General features: G+C 71.3%; 14 protein-coding genes. 9 read left to right on the top strand and 5 right to left on the bottom strand.

All coding sequences use genetic code 11. From position 1 onward, the window contains the following. Window positions 1-143: 143 nt before the first annotated feature. Both AC4H2S_RS15595 and gadC read right to left on the bottom strand, forming a co-directional pair. Window positions 144-548 (bottom strand): hypothetical protein, encoded by a 405-nt coding sequence (locus AC4H2S_RS15595; protein ID WP_491497889.1) that lies wholly within the window; start codon window positions 546-548, stop codon window positions 144-146. 41 nt (window positions 549-589) lie between these two features. Further along, entirely contained in the window at window positions 590-2,062 is a 1,473-nt protein-coding gene (gene gadC / locus AC4H2S_RS15590) for a glutamate/gamma-aminobutyrate antiporter GadC (protein WP_491497888.1), read from the bottom strand. A 216-nt stretch (window positions 2,063-2,278) separates the two neighbouring features. Here gadC and AC4H2S_RS15585 point away from each other — a divergent pair, with 216 nt between their 5' ends. The 9 genes from AC4H2S_RS15585 to AC4H2S_RS15545 all read left to right on the top strand — a co-directional run bounded on the left by AC4H2S_RS15585 (window position 2,279) and on the right by AC4H2S_RS15545 (window position 14,798). Continuing rightward, entirely contained in the window at window positions 2,279-3,346 is a 1,068-nt protein-coding gene (locus AC4H2S_RS15585; protein ID WP_491497887.1) for a DUF2776 family protein, read from the top strand. A gap of 27 nt (window positions 3,347-3,373) precedes the next feature. After that, a complete protein-coding gene (locus AC4H2S_RS15580; RefSeq protein ID WP_491497886.1) occupies window positions 3,374-4,981 on the top strand; it encodes an APC family permease in 1,608 nt (535 codons plus the stop codon). A 93-nt stretch (window positions 4,982-5,074) separates the two neighbouring features. After that, window positions 5,075-5,887, top strand: a complete 813-nt coding sequence (gene sdhC / locus AC4H2S_RS15575; RefSeq protein WP_491497885.1) for a succinate dehydrogenase subunit SdhC — start codon at window positions 5,075-5,077, stop codon at window positions 5,885-5,887. After that, on the top strand, window positions 5,887-7,746 hold the full coding sequence (locus AC4H2S_RS15570; RefSeq protein ID WP_491497884.1) for a fumarate reductase/succinate dehydrogenase flavoprotein subunit: 1,860 nt from the start codon (window positions 5,887-5,889) through the stop codon (window positions 7,744-7,746). Before sdhC ends, AC4H2S_RS15570 begins: the two co-directional genes overlap by 1 nt. An 8-nt stretch (window positions 7,747-7,754) precedes the next feature. After that, window positions 7,755-8,531: a succinate dehydrogenase/fumarate reductase iron-sulfur subunit gene (locus AC4H2S_RS15565; RefSeq protein WP_491497883.1), complete on the top strand. Its 777-nt coding sequence runs from the start codon at window positions 7,755-7,757 to the stop codon at window positions 8,529-8,531. Window positions 8,532-8,620: 89 nt separating this feature from the next. Next, window positions 8,621-10,447 (top strand): methylmalonyl-CoA mutase family protein, encoded by a 1,827-nt coding sequence (locus tag AC4H2S_RS15560; protein ID WP_491497882.1) that lies wholly within the window; start codon window positions 8,621-8,623, stop codon window positions 10,445-10,447. Further along, on the top strand, window positions 10,444-12,609 hold the full coding sequence (gene scpA / locus AC4H2S_RS15555; protein ID WP_491497881.1) for a methylmalonyl-CoA mutase: 2,166 nt from the start codon (window positions 10,444-10,446) through the stop codon (window positions 12,607-12,609). The genes AC4H2S_RS15560 and scpA overlap by 4 nt, the downstream gene beginning before the upstream one ends. Further along, window positions 12,609-13,598 carry a methylmalonyl Co-A mutase-associated GTPase MeaB gene (gene meaB, locus AC4H2S_RS15550; RefSeq protein WP_491497880.1) on the top strand — a complete coding sequence of 330 codons (990 nt, stop codon included), beginning with the start codon at window positions 12,609-12,611 and terminating at the stop codon, window positions 13,596-13,598. The genes scpA and meaB overlap by 1 nt, the downstream gene beginning before the upstream one ends. 12 nt (window positions 13,599-13,610) lie before the next feature. Continuing rightward, complete coding sequence (locus tag AC4H2S_RS15545; RefSeq protein WP_491497879.1) at window positions 13,611-14,798, top strand: amidohydrolase; 1,188 nt, start codon at window positions 13,611-13,613, stop codon at window positions 14,796-14,798. A 10-nt stretch (window positions 14,799-14,808) separates the two neighbouring features. On the opposite strand, the gene AC4H2S_RS15540 is transcribed toward AC4H2S_RS15545, so the two are convergent. The 3 genes from AC4H2S_RS15540 to AC4H2S_RS15530 are packed head-to-tail and all read right to left on the bottom strand — an operon-like array spanning window position 14,809 to window position 18,916. Continuing rightward, window positions 14,809-16,110, bottom strand: coding sequence for an ABC transporter permease (locus AC4H2S_RS15540; RefSeq protein WP_491497878.1), 1,302 nt, complete (start codon window positions 16,108-16,110; stop codon window positions 14,809-14,811). After that, a complete protein-coding gene (locus tag AC4H2S_RS15535) occupies window positions 16,107-17,396 on the bottom strand; it encodes an ABC transporter permease (RefSeq protein WP_491497877.1) in 1,290 nt (429 codons plus the stop codon). Before AC4H2S_RS15535 ends, AC4H2S_RS15540 begins: the two co-directional genes overlap by 4 nt. After that, a complete protein-coding gene (locus tag AC4H2S_RS15530; protein WP_491497876.1) occupies window positions 17,393-18,916 on the bottom strand; it encodes an ABC transporter ATP-binding protein in 1,524 nt (507 codons plus the stop codon). Before AC4H2S_RS15530 ends, AC4H2S_RS15535 begins: the two co-directional genes overlap by 4 nt. Window positions 18,917-18,932: the final 16 nt, after the last annotated feature.

Genomic DNA, 18,932 nt, shown 5'->3' with positions numbered 1-18,932 from the left:
CCGTCAGGTCGGTCGAGGCGAAGACGGCGTCCCCGAGGGCGCCGCCTACGGAGTTCCTGCCGTGCACCATCTGGCATCTGCTCCTCGTGACTGCGCCATCGAGACACTCTGCTCTGGTCGGGCTGGGTCGGGTGGTGCGTCGCCTACCGGTCCGGGATGGTCCTCTCGGTCTCCAGGTCCTCCACCTCGTCGAGCAGCTCGCCCGCCTTGTCGGGGCAGTAGGTCTCGACCACCGCGAAGTCGTACTCGATGATCCGGGGGTCGATGACCACGCGCCGGAGGTGCAGGGCGTTGTTGCCGAACTGGGACAGGGCCAGCTCCTGCTGCAGCTCGCCGACGTTCTCGCAGCTGACGCCCCCGTCCGTGCCGTAGAGGGCGGTCGCCGTCGAGGCGTCGACCTTGGGGAACCCGGCTTCGGACAACCTCACGTTGAGCTGCTCGGCGAGCTGGCGTGCCTGGTCGCTGTCCGGGTCGGAGGCGCTGCCGGCTGCGGAGCAGGCGGAGAGCCCCAGGCCCGCCGCCACGGCCAGGCCGGCTGTCCGGAGCACTGCGGAGCGGACTGTTCGTGGACGCTTCGTGATCATCGGACTCACGCCTCCTGGGCCGTCGTGTCGGAATGGGTGTTGTCCGGGGAGGTCTCGATCTTCCACTCCGGCTTGCGCAGCTTGTAGAGGACGAACGGCCACACGCCGAGGAGGACGATGCCGGCCACGAGGATCAGGATGTACACGCCCTGCGGCGTCGAGTCCGCGTTGCCCGACGGCTCGACGAAGCCGAGGAGGAAGGCGGCGACGCTCGCCACGAAGCCGACCGACCCGACCAGGGTCATGGCAGGCGTGCGGAAGCCACGCTTGACGTCGGGGTGGGTGCGGCGCAGGCGCATGCCGGCGAGGAACATGACCATGTACATCAGCAGGTAGAGCTGCACGGCCATGGCGGTGAGGATCCAGAAGACCGACTGCACCGACGGCAGGATGGCGAAGAGGACGGCCATCGCCGTCACGATGATGCCCTGCACCATCATGATCGGGACCTGCATCCCGTGGCTGTTGGTGCCCTGCAGGCGCGGAGGCAGGTAGCCCTCCTTGCCGACCAGCAGCAATCCCTTGCTCGGTCCCGGGATCCAGGTGACCACCGAGGCGAGGATGCCGATGACGATCAGCAGTGCCATCACGGTGGTGCCCCACGACATCCCGAGGTGGTTGAAGAAGACGTCGAAGGCCTGGAGCACGCCCTGGGTCAGGTTGACGCTCGAGCCGGGGACCGCGACCGAGATGGCCAGGGTGGGCAGGATGAAGACGAACAGGATGAGGATCACCGACAGGACGATCGCCTTCGGGAACTCGGTGCTGGGCCGCCGCATCTCGTTGACGTGGACGGCGTTCATCTCCATGCCGGCGTAGGAGAGGAAGTTGCTGACGATCAGCACGATGCTGGCCAGCCCGGTGAACTTCGGGAACCACTCCGCATCACCGATCGGCGGGAGGTGCGAGGTGCCGCCGCCGGCCCAGAAGATCGCCGCGAAGACGATCAGGGCCGCCGCCGGCACGAGGGTGCCGGCCAGGAAGCCCCAGGTCCCGACCTTGGCGAACGCGTCGACACCGAGGGTGGCGATGAACGTCGAGATCCAGTACACGACCAGGATGATCAGGCCGGTGAAGATGCCCGAGTTGGCCAGGGCCGGATCCCACACGTACGCGAGGGCCGAGGCGAAGAAGGCGAGCTGGGCCGGGTACCAGGCGACGTTCTGCATCCACTGCTGCCAGATCGCGAAGAAGCCGAGGCGGTCGCCATAGGCCTCCTTGACCCAGACGAAGATCCCGCCCTTCCATCCGCTCGCCAGCTCGGCGGCCACGAGCGCCACCGGCACCATGAACAAGATCGCGGGCAGGACGTAGAGGAATATCGACGCCCAGTCGTAGGCCGCCATGGCCGGCAGTCCGCGAACGCTCGCGACCGCTGTGGCGATGAGGATCGCCATCGATGTCCAACTGATGAACGAGGTGCGTGCCTGGGCCCGTCCCTGCGGTGCAGTCGCCTGACTGTCGTCCCGAGTAGCCATCTCCGCGCCTTTCGCCGATTGCTCCGGCCAACGACGCTAGTTGCGTGCCGACGCGGCGGCATCACTCACAATGAGTGACGTCTGTGGCGTCCCGATCCGCCTTCCTCGTCGGCTGCTGACCCCGCCCGGGATCGGTGCTCTACTGAGTGGGTCCCGGGGCTGCGGCGTCCCGCATCGTCCCGACGTGAGCGTCGTCGCACGAGGAGCGGAGATGTCATGAACTACTGGATCAGCGTCGTCTTCCGTGCCATCCCGCTGGCGATGATGGCGGTCTGCATCGGCTTCGGCCTCTACGTGTGGAACGCCGCGGACGCGCCGGGAAACTACGTGGCAGGCCGGGTGGTCACCTTCCTCGGCGCGATCTGCCTGTGCCTGTTCTGCACGGCGGCGACGATCATCCGGCAGCTCATCGGACGCTTCAACGCCGTCGACAAGGTGGGCTACCCCGCTCTCGGCTACGCGTCCGCCATCGGCACCTCGGTCTACGGCGTCTCCCTGTTCGCCGGGGTCTCGGGCAGCGGCCAGAGCCCCGAGTACATCGCCGGGCACGTCGTCCTCGGTCTCGGGTTGATCTGCGGCTGCGTGTCCACGGTCGCCCTGGCGTCGACCAAGTTCACGCTCATCCCCGCCAACTCCGCCAGGCCGGCCGGCGACCGGACGCCCCCGCCGGCGGCGTTCTCCGGGCCCGTCGTCGCCGTGCTGGGGGCGATCCCGGTCGGGCTCGCCGCGCTCGCGTGGGGCTTCGGCATCGCGAACCTGCTGATGACCACCTCACCGAGCCGCTTCACGGTGGGCCACGTCGTCAGCGGTCTGGCGATGATCTGCACGAGCCTCATCGGGCTGGTGTGGAGCATCCTGCGCCAGGTCCAGGACACCTACGGGCCGCGCGACCGCGTGGCGTGGCCCTGGCTGGTGATCGCGATGGGCAGCGCCGCGATGCTGTGGGGGATCGTGCTGCTGGTCCTCGACACCGAGCCGTACTACCGCACACCCGGGTTCGTGATGATCGGCCTGGGCCTGGTCTGCTTCAGCATCCTGAGCAAGGTCGGGCTGCTGGCCCTGGTGTGGCGGCGCACGTTCAGCCTGGCCAACCGGGTGCCCCTGATCCCGGTCGTGACCGCGCTCGGCTGCCTGTTCCTGGCGGCGTTCGTCTTCCAGGCCGCGTTCACCGACACCAACGTCTTCATCGCCGCCCACGTGCTCGTGGGGCTCGGAGCGATCTGCTTCACGCTCTACTCCATCGTCTCCATCCTGGAGAGCGGCACGTCGTCGCACGGCGACTGAGCCCGCCGAGACGTACGGGTGGCGACGATGGATGAGCCGCACGCTCCCGATCGGTCGATCGGCACGATCGGGCTGACCTTCGTCGCCGTCGGCGGCGTGGTCGGCTCCGGGGTGCTGTTCGCCCCCCTGTTCGCGGCACAGCAGGCCGGGCCCGCCGCGATCATCGCGTGGCCGATCGCGGGGTTGATGCTCGTCACCGTCGCGCTGGTCTATGCCGAGATCTCCGCGATGCTGCCGGTCGTCGGCGGCCTCGGCCTGCTGCCCACCTACAGCCACGGGAAGGGGGTCGGCATCGCGATCGGCTGGGTGGCCTGGGTCGGCTACGTGACGGCCGCGCCGATCGAGACCCAGGCGATGCTCGAGTACGCCAGCAACGAGCCGGCCTTCGACTGGCTGTTCGTCGCGGGAGCCGCGTCCGACGGGGAGAGTGCGCTGAGCCTGCCGGGGATCGCGGCGGCAACGGTCGTGCTGGCCGCCTTCACCGGGCTCAACGCGTTCGGGGTGGCGCTCTTCGCCCGGATCAACAGTGCGCTGACCTGGATCAAGCTCGTCATCCCGGTGGCGATCGCCGTCGCCCTGCTCACCCGCTTCTCCACCGCCCCGATCCGCGAGACGGGGTTCGCCCCCGAGGGGATGACCGGGGTGCAGAGCGCCATCACCACGGGCGGTGTCGTCTTCGCGTTCCTCGGGTTCCGGCATGCACTGGACCTCGCCGGTGAGGCGCGGCGACCACAGGTGACCATCCCCGTCGCGCTGGTCGGCGGCATCCTCGTGTGCACCGTGCTGTTCACCCTCCTTCAGCTCGGGTTCGTCGGCGCGGTCGACCCCGCCGACCTCGACAGCGGCTGGGCCGGCCTCGACAAGGGCGGGGCCAACGGGCCGCTCGCGGCGCTGCTGTCCGGCCTGGGCATGGCGGCGCTGGCCAAGCTGGTCGTGGCCGACGCCGTGCTCGGCCCCTTCGGCGCGGGCCTGGTCTCGACCGCGTCCACCGGTCGCCTCACCGTGGCCGTCGCGCAGAACGGGCTCTTCCCGCGCGCGCTGTCGGCCTTCAGCCGCCACGGCGTCCCGATGCGGGCGATGGTGCTGAACCTGGTGGTCGGGCTGGTCCTGCTGGTCGCCTTCCGCGACGGGTGGTCGGAGCTGCTCTCGTTCAACTCGGGAGCGATCGTGCTCTCGATGTGCCTGGGCCCGGTGACCGTGATGGCGCTGCGGCACCAGGTGCCCGACCGCGTGCGTCCGTTCCGCCTCCACGCGGTGTCGGTGATGGCGCGGGTCGCCTTCGTCGTGATCACCCTGATCATCTACTGGACCGGCTGGGAGACGATGGTCAAGCTGACCATCCCGATCGCCGTCGGCGTCGTGGTGCTGGCGTGGCGCATCCTGCGCGACCCCCGGCTGCGGGAATCGCTCGCGCTGGGCTCGCTGGTGTGGCTCGGGCCCTACTACGGCGGGGTGCTGCTGCTGACCTTCCTCGGCAGGTTCGGCGGCGGCCGGGACGTGCTGCCCAACGGGGTCGACATCGTGGTGGTCACCGCGTTCGCGCTGGCGCTGTTCGAGTGGGGCGTGCGCGCCGCGCTGCCGGCCGCCGACGCGGCTGCGCTGGTCGCCGCCGTCCCGCCGGTCCGGGCGTCCTGACCCGTCCCCGTCGAGGGCGGCCGGTGTGGCCCACTTCACATCGCCGCCCGTTGTGTGCAGACTCTGGCCCAACCACGACGCGACGGGGATGCGATGAGCACAGGTGTGCACGGCCCGACCAGGGCGCGGATCGAGGCCGGCACGCTGCGCCGGGACCGGTGGTGGCTCTCGCCGCTGACGACGTTCGTGGTCTTCTCCGCCTTCGTCGTCTACGCGACCGTGCGCGCCTTCATGGGTCGCGACTACTACGCCTCGCCCTACCTCTCGCCGTTCTACTCCCCGTGCCTGGGCGACTGCGTCGAGGGCGCCTCCGACTTCGGCCAGCCCTTCGCGGCGTGGCCGCTGTCGGCGGCGCTGATCATCCTGGTGTTCCCGCTCGGCTTCCGGATGACCTGCTACTACTACCGCAAGGCCTACTACCGGGCGTTCTGGCTGAGCCCGCCGGCGTGCGGCGTCGCCGAGCCGCACGGCTCCTACTCGGGCGAGACCCGGTTCCCGCTGATCCTGCAGAACGTGCACCGCTGGTTCTGGTACGCCGCGGTGCTGGTGGGCCTGGTGCTCACCTTCGACACGGTCCTTGCCTTCCGGCCGATGCCGGCGGAGTACGCCCTCGGGGACGGTGAGACCAGCGGCGTCCACATGGGCCTGGGCACCCTGCTGATGATCGTCAACGTCGTCTTCATCTGGCTCTACACGCTCTCGTGCCACTCGTGCCGCCACATCGTCGGCGGCCGGCTGCGGCACTTCTCCAGGCACCCGGTGCGCTACCGGCTCTGGACCTGGGTGTCGCGGCTCAACGAGAGCCACGGCAGGTGGGCCTGGTACTCGCTCTTCTCCGTCGCGATCGTCGACCTCTACGTCTTCCTCCTCGCCACCGGCACCATCCAGGATGTGAGGTTCTTCTGATGACTGACCGCCATCCGATGACGGGCAACGAGATGTCGCCCGAGGCGCGGGCGGGAATGGAGCGCCACACCTACGACGTCGTGGTGATCGGCGCCGGCGGGGCCGGCCTGCGGGCCGCCATCGCCGCCCAGGAGGCGGGCGCCCGCACGGCCGTGGTGTGCAAGTCGCTGCTCGGCAAGGCGCACACCGTGATGGCCGAGGGCGGGGCCGCGGCCGCGCTGGGCAACCGGTGGCCGGAGGACAACTGGAAGGTCCACTTCCGCGACACGATGCGCGGCGGCAAGATGCTCAACAACTGGCGCATGGCGCAGCTGCACGCGCAGGAGGCGCCCGAGCGGGTGCTCGAGCTCGAGGACTGGGGTGCGTTGTTCGACCGCACCGAGGACGGGCTGATCTCCCAGCGCGACTTCGGCGGCCACCGCTACGCCCGGCTCGCCCACGTCGGCGACCGCACCGGGCTCGAGCTGATCCGCACGCTGCAGCAGCGCACGGTGCAGCTCGGCATCGACGTCCACATGGAGTGCACGGTCACCGAGGTGCTCAAGGACGACGGGCGGGTGGCCGGGGCGTTCGGCTACTGGCGCGAGACCGGGCGCTTCATCACGTTCGAGGCGCCGAGCGTGGTGCTCGCGACCGGCGGCATCGGCAAGTCCTACAAGGTCACCTCCAACTCCTGGGAGTACACCGGCGACGGGCACGCGCTGGCGCTGCGCGCGGGAGCCAGCCTGATCAACATGGAGTTCGTGCAGTTCCACCCCACGGGCATGGTGTGGCCGCCGTCGGTGAAGGGACTGCTGGTCACCGAGTCGGTGCGCGGCGACGGGGGCATCCTGCGCAACTCCGAGGGCAAGCGCTTCATGTTCGACTACATCCCCGACTTCTTCCGGTCCGAGACGGCGGACACGGAGGAGGAGGCGGACCGGTGGTACGAGGACAAGGCGAACAACCGCCGCCCACCGGAGCTGCTGCCGCGCGACGAGGTCGCCCGCGCCATCAACTCCGAGATCAAGGCCGGACGCGGGTCACCGCACGGCGGGATCTTCCTCGACATCGCGAGCCGCCGCGACGCCGACTACATCCGCAAGCGCCTGCCGTCGATGTACCACCAGTTCAAGGAGCTCGCCGACGTCGACATCACCGCCGAGCCCATGGAGATCGGGCCCACGTGCCACTACGTGATGGGCGGCGTCGAGGTCGACCCCGACACGCAGCAGGCGGGCGTCGAGGGTCTCTACGCCGCGGGCGAGGTCAGCGGCGGCATGCACGGCTCCAACCGCCTGGGCGGCAACTCGCTGTCCGACCTGCTCGTGTTCGGCAAGCGCGCGGGCGAGGCGGCGGCGGCGTACGCCGTCTCGGGCCCGCGGCCGGCGGTCGACGAGGCGGACGTCACGGCTGCCCAGGCCGACGCGCTGGCGCCGTTCGAGGTCTCTGCCGGTCCGGGGGGAGGTGGGGAGAACCCCTACACGATCCAGCACGACCTGCAGGACACGATGAACGAGCTGGTCGGCATCATCCGCACCGCCTCGGAGCTCGAGGAGTCGCTGAGCGGGCTCGAGCGCCTCAAGGAGCGGGCGGCGGCGATGGTCGTCGAGGGCCACCGCCAGTACAACCCGGGCTGGCACCTCGCGCTCGACCTGCGCAACATGCTGCTCGTCAGCGAGTGCATCGCCAAGGCGGCGCTGGCGCGCCAGGAGTCGCGGGGCGGGCACACCCGCGACGACTTCCCGGGACCCGACCCCGAGTGGGGCGCGAAGAACCTGGTGCTCACCCTCGACGCGACCGGGTCGGGCGTCGACATCGCGGAGAAGCCGCTGCCGGTGATGCCCGACGACCTCGAGCAGCTCTTCCAGGACAAGTGAGGACGGCCATGGCCTACGACCTGAAGATGCGCGTGTGGCGGGGCGACGCCGGCGGCGGCGACCTCACCGACTACACCGTCGAGGTCTCCGAGGGCGAGGTGGTGCTCGACGCGCTGCACCGCCTGCAGGCGACGCAGACGGGCGACCTGGCGATCCGCTGGAACTGCAAGGCCGGCAAGTGCGGCTCGTGCAGCGCCGAGATCAACGGCCGGCCGCGGCTGATGTGCATGACCCGGCTCTCCGACTTCGACCCGGCCGAGACCATCACCGTGACGCCGATGCGCACCTTCCCGGTGATCCGCGACCTGGTCACCGACGTGTCGTTCAACTACCAGAAGGCCAAGGAGCTGCCCTACGCCGACCTCGGGCCGCGCGACGCCCACGGCCGGCGGCGGATGATGCAGGTCGACGTGGAGCGCAGCCAGGAGTTCCGCAAGTGCATCGAGTGCTACCTGTGCCAGGACGTGTGCCACGTGGTCCGCGACCACGAGGACAACAAGCAGCACTTCGCCGGCCCCCGGTTCCTCATCCGCTACGCCGAGCTCGACATGCACCCCCTCGACACCCACGACCGCCGCAGGCTGGCGCAGGACGCGGCCGGCCTCGGGATGTGCAACATCACCAGGTGCTGCACCGAGGTGTGCCCCGAGGGGATCAAGATCACCGACAACGGCATCATCCCGATGAAGGAGCGGGTCGTGGACCGCACGTACGACCCGCTCGTGTGGCTCGGCAACAAGATCGGCCTCCGCCCGAAGGACGACGAGGGCCGCACGGAGGTCTGAGGTGAGCCCGGATCGTGGACGGCGACGGTGACCTTTCCCATAGTCCACGGCCGTGACCCTCGCCACGGGCCGGGCCTATCCTGCGCAGCATGACCGACCTTCCCGGTAATCTCCCAGGTGGACTCGACGAGCCCGAGGAGCTGCAGCCCGCAGCGGGCTCGCTCCGGCTGGTGGGCGACGACGACCGCTACGACGCCGCGGCATGGGAGGCGGCGAGCGCCGCGGTCCTGCGCAAGGCCCGCAGGCTCGGCGAGGACGCACCCGACTCCGACGTCTGGGCGGCCCTGACCCGCACCACGCTCGACGGCATCGCGGTCCCGCCGATCGGGCAGCCGGCCGACCTCGACGCCCTCACGACCTCGGGCCGCCCGACCCGCGTCGGTGCCTGGGACGTGCGTACGCAGGTGGAGGTGGTCGACGACAAGGCCGCCAACGAGGCGGTGCTGCAGGACCTCGAGAACGGCGGCACGTCGCTGCTGCTGCACCTCGACACCGAGCGCGACCACGACTGGGCCACCGTGCTGGAGGGCGTGCTGCTCGACCTGGCGCCGGTCGTGCTCGACCGCCCGACGACCGAGCAGGTCGAGGCCTTCGCCGACTTCCTCGAGGGGGTGGAGGGCGCGCTGCACCCGGCCACCAACCTCTCCTTCGACCTGCAGACCCTCGAGATGCTCCACCACCGCGTCCGCGACGACCGCGTCGAGGCCCGGGACCTGTTCGCCCCGCTGGCGCGCCGGGCCATCCAGCTCGGCGTCCGTGCGCTCGTCGTCGACGGCACGGCGCTGCACGACGAGGGCGCCAGCGACGCGCAGGAGCTCGGCTGGGCGATCGCGACCGGCGTCTCCTACCTGCGCCTGCTCGCCGACGAGGGCTTCTCGGTCGACCACGCGGCCCGGCTCGTGGAGTTCCGGCTGGCCGCCACCGACGAGCAGTTCGCCACGATCGCCAAGATGCGCGCCGCACGGCGCCTGTGGGCCCGGGTGCTCGAGGCCTCCGGAGCCGGCGGCCCGGGCGAGATGGCGCTGCACGCGATCACCAGCCGTCCCATGACCAGCAGGCGTGACCCGTGGGTCAACATGCTGCGTGGCACCGTCGCGGCCTTCGCGGCGGGCGTCGGCGGCGCCGACGCCCTCACCGTCGTGCCGTTCGACGAGCCGCTCGGCGCGCCCGACGCGTTCGGTCGCCGCATCGCCCGCAACACCTCCTCGCTCCTGATCGAGGAGTCCCACGTCGCCGCGGTCACCGACCCGGCCGGCGGCTCCTACGCCGTGGAGAGGCTGACCGACGACCTCGCCGCCGCCGGGTGGGCCGAGCTCGGCCGCATCGAGGCGGCCGGCGGCGCGCTCGCCGACGAGGCCCGCACCGGCGTCAGGGATCGGGTGCGGACCGTGCGCGAGGAGCGTGACGCCCAGGTCGCCGACCGGTCGCGCCCCCTGACCGGCGTCTCGGAGTTCCCCCACCTCGACGAGGTGCTGCCCGAGCGCGAGCACCTCCCGCAGCGCCACGTCCGCCACTACGGCTGGGCCTACGAGGACATGCGGTCGGCGCCCGCCACCGGCTCGGTGTTCCTCGCCACGATGGGCCCCGTCTCCGCCCACACCGCCCGGGCGACCTTCGCCACCAACCTCCTCGCGGCCGGCGGTGTCGCCGTCGAGGCGGCCGGCCCCACCGACGGGGTCGACGCGGTCCTGGCGGCCTACTCCGGCCAGCCCGTCGTCTGCCTCGCCGGCACCGACGCGGCCTACGCCGAGTGGGGCGCCGACCTCGTGGCCGCGCTGCGGGCGGCAGGGGCGTCGTACGTCGTGCTCGCCGGCAAGCCGGGGGAGCGCACCGTGACCGACGTCGACGACTCGTGCGCCATGGGGGTCGATGCCCTCGGCTTCCTGACCCGCATCCGAGAGGAGCTCGCCCGATGAGCATTCCGAAGAACTTCGCCGACGTGTCGCTGGCGGGTGCCGCCTCGACCGGGCAGCCTGCCGGTGGCGAGCCGTGGGCGAGCCCGGAGGGCATCGAGATCCTCCCCGTCTACGGCCCCGAGCACCTCGAGGGCCTCGACGGCCTCGACACCTGGCCGGGCCTGGCGCCGTTCCTGCGCGGGCCCTACCCGACGATGTACACGACCCAGCCGTGGACGATCCGGCAGTACGCCGGCTTCAGCACGGCCGAGGAGTCCAACGCCTTCTACCGCCGCAACCTCGCGGCCGGGCAGAAGGGCCTGAGCGTCGCCTTCGACCTCGCCACCCACCGCGGCTACGACTCCGACCACCCGCGGGTGCGCGGCGACGTCGGCATGGCGGGCGTGGCGATCGACTCGATCTACGACACCCGCACCCTGTTCGACGGCATCCCCCTCGACGAGATGTCGGTGTCGATGACGATGAACGGCGCCGTGCTGCCCGTGCTCGCGCTCTACATCGCCGCCGCCGAGGAGCAGGGGGTGCGGCCGGAGCAGCTGGCGGGGACCATCCAGAACGACATCCTCAAGGAGTTCATGGTCCGCAACACCTACATCTACCCGCCGTCGCCGAGCATGCGGATCATCAGCGACATCTTCGCCTTCACCTCGCAGCGGATGCCGCGCTTCAACTCGATCTCCATCTCCGGCTACCACATCCAGGAGGCCGGGGCGACCGCCGACCTGGAGCTGGCGTACACGCTCGCCGACGGCGTGGAGTACATCCGCGCCGGTCTCGGCACGGGCATGACGATCGACCAGTTCGCGCCGCGGCTGTCGTTCTTCTGGGCGATCGGGATGAACTTCTTCATGGAGGTCGCCAAGCTGCGCGCGGCCCGGGCGCTGTGGGCGCGGCTGGTCGACGACTTCGACCCGCAGAACCCCAAGTCGCGCTCGCTGCGCACCCACAGCCAGACCTCGGGCTGGTCGCTCACCGCCCAGGACGTGTTCAACAACGTCGGGCGCACCTGCATCGAGGCGATGGCCGCGACGCAGGGCCACACCCAGTCGCTGCACACCAACGCCCTCGACGAGGCGATCGCGCTGCCGACCGACTTCTCGGCGCGCATCGCCCGCAACACCCAGCTGCTGCTGCAGCAGGAGAGCGGCACCACCCAGCTCATCGACCCGTGGGCCGGCTCCTACTACGTCGAGAAGCTCACCCACGACCTCGCCGAGCGCGCCTGGGCCCACATCCAGGAGGCCGAGCGCGCCGGTGGGATGGCGGCCGCGATCGAGCAGGGGATCCCCAAGATGCGCATCGAGGAGGCGGCCGCGCGCACCCAGGCGCGCATCGACTCGGGCGCGCAGAAGGTCATCGGCGTCAACACCTACCGCCTCGCCGCCGAGGACAAGCTCGACGTGCTGCGGGTGGACAACGACGACGTCTACCGCCAGCAGGTCGCCAAGCTCGAGCGGCTGCGTGCCGAGCGCGACGACGACGCCGTGCGCCGGGCGCTGGAGGCGCTGACCAACAGCGCCGAGCGCGGGCCGGTGGGTGGCGGCTCGCTCGAGGGCAACCTGCTCGCGCTGGCCGTCGACGCGGCTCGCGCCAAGGCGACGGTCGGGGAGATCTCCGACGCGCTGGAGAAGGTCTACGGCCGCCACCAGGCGGTGATCCGTACGATCAGCGGCGTGTACCGCGACGAGGCAGGCGCCGCCGAGGGCTCGGCCGTGGCCGCGGTCCTGCAGGCGACCGAGGAGTTCGAGGCCGAGGAGGGCCGCCGGCCCCGCATCCTGGTCGCCAAGATGGGCCAGGACGGCCACGACCGCGGCCAGAAGGTCGTGGTCACCGCCTTCGCCGACCTCGGCTTCGACGTCGACGTGGGGCCGCTGTTCTCGACTCCCGAGGAGGTCGCCCAGCAGGCCGTGGACGCCGACGTGCACATCGTCGGGGTCTCGTCGCTGGCTGCCGGCCACCTCACGCTGCTGCCCGCGCTGAAGCAGGCGCTGGCCGACCAGGGCCGCCCCGACATCATGATCGTCATCGGCGGCGTCATCCCGCCCGACGACGTGGCGACGCTGCGGGAGATGGGCGCCGCGGCGGTCTTCCTGCCGGGCACCGTGATCGCGGAGTCGGCCCTCGACCTGATCGCGCGCCTGCGGGAACAGCACGCCGGCTGATGCCCCGCCCGATCGACGTCGACGCCCTCGTCGAGGACGTGCGGGCCGGCCGGAGGGCCGCCGTCGCCCGCGCGATCACGCTGGTGGAGTCGTCGCGGGTCGACCACCGGGCCGCGGCACGGGAGCTGCTGACCGCGCTCGCCGCGACCGACCGGCCGACGGCGACGCGGGTGGGCATCTCGGGCGTCCCGGGGGTCGGCAAGTCCACGTTCATCGAGGCGCTGGGCACCCGGCTGACCGCGGCCGGGCACCGCGTCGGGGTGCTCGCCGTCGACCCGTCGTCGGTGCGCACGGGCGGGTCGGTGCTCGGCGACAAGACGCGGATGTCGGCGCTGGCGGTGGACCCCATGGCGTTCATCCGTCCCTCGCCGTCCGCCGGCACGCTGGGCGGGGTCGCGCGCGCCACCACGCAGGCGATGCTCGTGCTCGAGGCGGCGGCGTACGACGTCGTGCTGGTCGAGACCGTCGGCGTGGGGCAGTCGGAGGTGACGGTGGCCGGGATGGTCGACACGTTCCTCTTCCTGACCCTGGCGCGCACCGGTGACCAGCTGCAGGGCATCAAGAAGGGCATCCTCGAGATCGCCGACGTCGTCGCGGTCAACAAGGCCGACGGTGAGCACGAGGCCGACTCGCGGGTCGCGGCGCGCGAGCTCGCCGGCGCGCTGCGCCTGGTGCGCGGGCACGCCGAGTGGGCGCCCCCCGTCGTCACCTGCTCGGCGCTCACCGGGGCGGGCGTCGACGACGTCTGGCAGCGCGTCGGCGCCCACCGCGAGCACCTCGGCGCCGACGGCCTGGCCCACAAGCGCGCCGGCCAGCAGCTCGAGTTCACCTGGGCGCTGGTGCGCGACGAGCTCGACCACCGGCTGCGGTCCTCGCCGGGGGTCGCCGCCGTGCGCGACGACGTACGACGTGCCGTGATGTCGGGTGAGCTGCCCGCCCCCCTCGCCGCCGACCGGATCATCGCGGCCTACGACGGCGACGCCACCTAGACTGGGCCGGTCATGCCACCCCTACTCGCTGCCACCCCCGTCATCGCCGAGATCGTCGACAAGTACGCCGACGACCTCGTCGCCCTCCGTCGAGACCTCCACGCCCACCCCGAGCTGAGCTGGGTGGAGGAGCGCACCTCCGAGGCGGTCGTCACCGCCCTCGAGGGTGCGGGCTGGACGGTCACGAGGCCAGAGGGAGGCGGCGTGCTCGCCGAGATCGGCCACGGCGGCAGGCTCGTCGCGCTGCGCGCCGACCTCGACGCGCTGCCGGTCGACGACCTCATCTCGGACCCCTGGAAGAGCACCAACCCGGGGGTCGCCCACGCCTGCGGGCACGACGTCCACACCGCCGGCCTCGTCGGCGCCGGCCTCGCGCTGGCCGAGGTCGCGGCCCGGGGCCTGCTGCAGGGGCGTGTGCGGCTGCTGTTCCAGCCCGCCGAGGAGGTCATGCCCGGCGGTGCGCTGCACCTCATCTCCACCGGGGCGCTCGAGGGCGTGTCCCACGTCTTCGGCCTGCACTGCGACCCGAGCCTCGACGTGGGCCAGGTCGGCCTGCGCGAGGGCCCGCTCACCGGTGCCGCCGACGCGCTCACCGTGCGGTTGATCGGCAAGGGCGGCCACACCTCGCGGCCCCACCTCACCGAGGACCTCACCTTCGCGCTCGGCAAGGTCATCACCGAGCTGCCGGCGATCCTGAGCCGCCGCCTCGACCCCCGCGCCGGCGTCAGCGTGGTCTGGGGCATGGTGCGCGCGGGCTCGGCCCACAACGTGATCCCGCACGGCGGTGTCGTGGCCGGCACCGTGCGGATGCTCGACGCGGTCGCCTGGGCCGACGCCGAGCACCTGATCCGCCAGCTCATCGCCGCGATCGTGGCCCCCTACAGCGTCACCGCCGAGGTGACCTACCAGCGGGGGGTCCCGCCGGTGGTCAACCACGAGGTGTCGACCCGGCTCCTCGGCGCCGGCGTGGAGAGCGTGCTGGGCCCGCAGGGTCGCGTCTCGACCGCCCAGAGCCTCGGCGGCGAGGACTTCGGCTGGTACCTCGACTCCGTCCCCGGGGCGATGGCGCGGCTCGGCACCCGCACGCCCGGCGGGCCGACCTACGACCTGCACCAGGGCAACCTGCGCATCGACGAGCGGGCCACCACGATCGCGGCCCGGGTGCTCGCCGAGACCGCGGTCACGGCCCTGGCCTCCTGAGCCGGACCGCCTACTGCTGTCGGTACGCCTCGCCGTCGGCCGCCGGCGCGCGCGAGCGGCCGACCAGGCCGGCCACCGCGAAGATGGTGACGACGTAGGGCAGCATCAGCATGAACTGGCTCGGCACGGGGGAGCCGATGGCCGAGAGCACGCCCTGGAGGTTGGTCGCGAAGCCGAAGAGCAGCGCGGCGAGCGTGGCCCGGATCGGGTCCCACTTGCCGAAGATCACCGCTGCCAGCGCGATGTAGCCGGCACCGCCGGTCATCTCGCGGTTGAACCCGGCGACCGAGACGAGGCTGAAGTAGGCACCGCCGAGGCCGGCGATCGCGCCTGCGAGCAGGATCGTGCGGTAGCGGGTGCGGTTGACCTTGATCCCCACGGTGTCGGCCGCCTTGGGGTGCTCGCCGACGGCGCGGACCCGGAGGCCCCAGCGGGTGCGGTAGAGCGCGAAGGCCACGATCGCCACCACGGCGTACAGCACGTAGACGAGCGGGGTCTGGCGGAACAGGATCGGGCCGATCAGCGGGATGTCGCCGAGGATCGGGATCGGCAGCGCGCGCAGCCGGTCGGGGGAGTTGAGGGACTCGGCGTTGGGCGTGAGCACCTGGCGGAACAGGAAGTTGGTCAGGCCCACCACGAGCACGTTGAGCACGACGCCGACGATCACCTGGTCGACGAAGTAGGTGATCGCGAACAGCCCGAGGATCAGCGCGACGAGGGCGCCGGCGACCGCCGCCGCCACGAGGCCGGCCCAGGGCGAGCCGGTGGTCGAGGCGGTGATCGCCGCGGCGAACGCACCGAGCAGCAGCTGGCCCTCGATGGCGATGTTGACCACGCCGGCACGCTCGCCCAGCACGCCGCCGAGCGCGCCGAAGACCAGCGGGATCGCGAGCGCGACGGCACCGCCGAGCAGGCTGACCATCCGGATGCGGCCGTCGGCCGCGGCCCAGCTGAGGAAGCCGACCATCCACGCGACGGCGAAGCCGATCGGGATCCACGCGGGCTGCCGCAGCGGCACCATCATGCGGCGCACTGCCTCCGCGGTGAGCGCCAGGCAGATCACCACCATCACCCACGCGGTGGGGCCGGACGGCACCACGATGTCGGGGAGGGTGACGAAGTCGCTCTCGGCGGCCAGCTGGAACGTGGTGTCGCCGGAGTGGCCCGAGCGGAGCAGGATGCCGGCGAGCAGCACCGTCAGCACACCGAGCACGACCGGCAGCTTCCGCGGGCCGCGGCTGGGCACGTGCACCACCGCCGGGTCAGGGGCGAGACCGCCGATTTCGGGGATCTCGGGGGTCGCGGTGCTCACTTGGCCTCCTGGGCGGGGAGCCGGAAGATCGCGCGCACCAGGGGAGGCGCGGCGAGGAACAGGACGATGAGGGACTGCACCACCAGCACGAGGTCGACCGAGATGTTCTCGGAGGTCTGCATGGTGAAGCCGCCGGCCTTGAAGGCACCGAACAGCAACCCGGCCGCCAGGATCCCCAGCGGGCGCGAGCGGCCGAGCAGGGCCACGGTGATGGCGTCGAAGCCGATGGAGGCGTCGAGGTCGAGCGAGACGCCGCTGGACACGGTGCCGAGCACCTGGTTGACGCCGGCGAGGCCGAGCAGCGAGCCGGCGATCATCATCACGACCGTGTAGGTCCTGCCGACGTTGATGCCGGCCGCGCGGGCGGCGTGCGGGTTCTCTCCGACGGCGCGGATGCGGTAGCCGAGGGTGGAGCGGTTGAGCAGCCACCAGGTCACGCCGACCGCGACGAGGGCGAGCACGAAGCCGAAGTGCAGGTTGAACTCGTCGCCCAGCACCTTGGGAAGGGTTGCGGAGTCCTTCATCGGCGGCGACTTCGGGTTGACCGAGCCGGTCGTCTTGAGCAGCCAGTCCTTGGTGAGGGCGTAGAAGAGCAGGTAGTAGCCGACGTAGTTGAGCATGATCGTGACGATCACCTCGTGGGCGCCGGTGCGGGCCTTGAGCAGGCCGGCGATGCCGCCCCACAGGGCTCCGAACGCCATGCCGACCAGGATCGCGAGCGGCAGGTGCACGACCATCGGCAGGTCGAGCTGGAAGCCGACCCAGCCCGCGGCGCCGCCGGCGATCAGCATCTGGCCGCGGCCACCGATGTTGAACATGGCCGCGCGGAACGCGAGACCGACGCCGAGGCCGCCGAGGATCAGCGGGCCGGCGAACTTCAGCGTCTCGGTGAGCGGGCGCCACTGCAGGGCGGGCTCGTCGACGTTGTAGTTGAAGATCGCGCCGCGGAACATCGCGGAGTAGGCACCGGTGATGGCCTCCCACACGGCGGTGAAGAAGTCGGAGGGCCGCGCCGTGACATAGCTGGCGGCCTCGCGGACCGACTCGTCGGTCGCCGCGATCATCACCGACCCGACGAAGACCGCGAGGAGCACGGCGAGCACGCCGGCGAGCGGGTCGCCGGAGGCGATCTCGCGCAGCATCGAGCGGGACCGCTGGCCGCGCGCGTCGTGCGGGTCGGTCCCAGGAGTGGCGGTCATCGTGTCGGTGTCCGTGCTGCTGTCCGTGCCGGCGCCCGTCTCGGGTGCGTCGGGCTTCTCGGGCTGGGGGGTGCGGGAGTCGCTCACGCCACCACGTCCTTCAGGTCCTGGGGGCGTTCGCCGGTCATCATCAGTCCGAGGGTCTCGCGGGGCGTGTCGGCCGGCACGACGCCGACGATCCGCCCGCGGTAGAGCACCATGATGCGGTCCGCGAGCGCGACCACCTCGTCGAGCTCGGTGGAGACCACCAGGACCGGGATGCCCCGGTCGCGGGTCGCGACGATCTGCTTGTGGATGAACTCGATCGAGCCGACGTCGACGCCGCGGGTGGGCTGGGCCGCGACGAGCAGCCGCAGGTCGCGGGAGAGCTCGCGGGCCACGACGACCTTCTGCTGGTTGCCGCCGGAGAGGTTGGAGGCCAACGAGTCGATGTCGCGGGCGCGGACGTCGTACTGGGTGAGCTTCTCCTGCGCGAAGGCGCGCAGCGCGCCGAGGCGGAGCGAGCCGTTCTTGACGAACGGGGACGTGAAGCTGCGGTCGAGCATGAGGTTCTCGGCGATCGTGAAGCCGGGCACGAGGCCGTCGACCTGGCGGTCCTCGGGGATGAACCCGACGCCCGCGTCGAGGATCTTGCGCGTCGACCTGCCGACGAGCTCGACGCCGTCGAGGGTGATGGACCCGCTGACGTCTTCCTGCAGGCCGAGGAGCGCCTCGGTGAGCTCGGTCTGGCCGTTGCCCTGCACGCCGGCGACGGCGAGGATCTCGCCGGCGCGGATCGTGAAGCTCAGGCCGTCGACCTGGGCGTGGCCGACGGCGTCGACCACCCGGAGGTCCTTGACCACCAGCGCCGCGTCACCGAGCTGGGGCGCGTCCTTGTGCACGACGAGCTCGACCGGACGCCCGACCATCATCGAGGCGAGCTCGGTGTTGCTGGCGGTCGGCTCGGCCTCGCCGACGACCTTGCCGTGGCGGATCACGGTGATCCGGTCGGCGACCGCACGGACCTCGCGGAGCTTGTGGGTGATGAAGACGATGGCCTTCCCGGCGTCCTTGAGCTGGCGCATGATCTCCATCAGCTCGTCGGTCTCCTGCGGGGTGAGCACCGCGGTCGGCTCGTCGAAGACGAGCAGCTCGGCGTCGCGGGAGAGGGCCTTGATGATCTCGACGCGCTGCTGGACGCCGACCGGGAGCTCCTCGACGAGGGCGTCGGGGTCGACGTGGAACCCGAAGCGCTCGGAGATCTCGGTGACCCGCGCGCTGGCCGCGGCGAGGTCGAGGGTGCCGGCGAAGCCGGTGGACTCGTTGCCGAGCATGACGTTCTCGGCCACGGTGAAGACCGGGATGAGCATGAAGTGCTGGTGGACCATGCCGATCCCGGCCGCCATGGCGTCGCCGGGACCCGTGAAGTGCTGGACCACGCCGTCGAGCTCGATCTCGCCCTCGTCGGCCTTGTAGAGGCCGTAGAGCACGTTCATCAGCGTGGACTTGCCGGCGCCGTTCTCGCCGAGGAGGCAGTGGATCTCTCCCGGCTCCACCGTGAGGGAGATCGAGTCGTTGGCCACCACGCTGCCGAAGCGTTTGGTGATGCCTCGCAGGACGAGTCTCATGGATCGCATCCTAGGG

The sequence above is a fragment of the Nocardioides sp. Z13_37 genome (genome assembly GCF_058355585.1).
The sequence above is the reverse complement of the archived record's forward strand: the minus strand, read 5'-3'. Positions and strand labels throughout refer to the sequence as shown.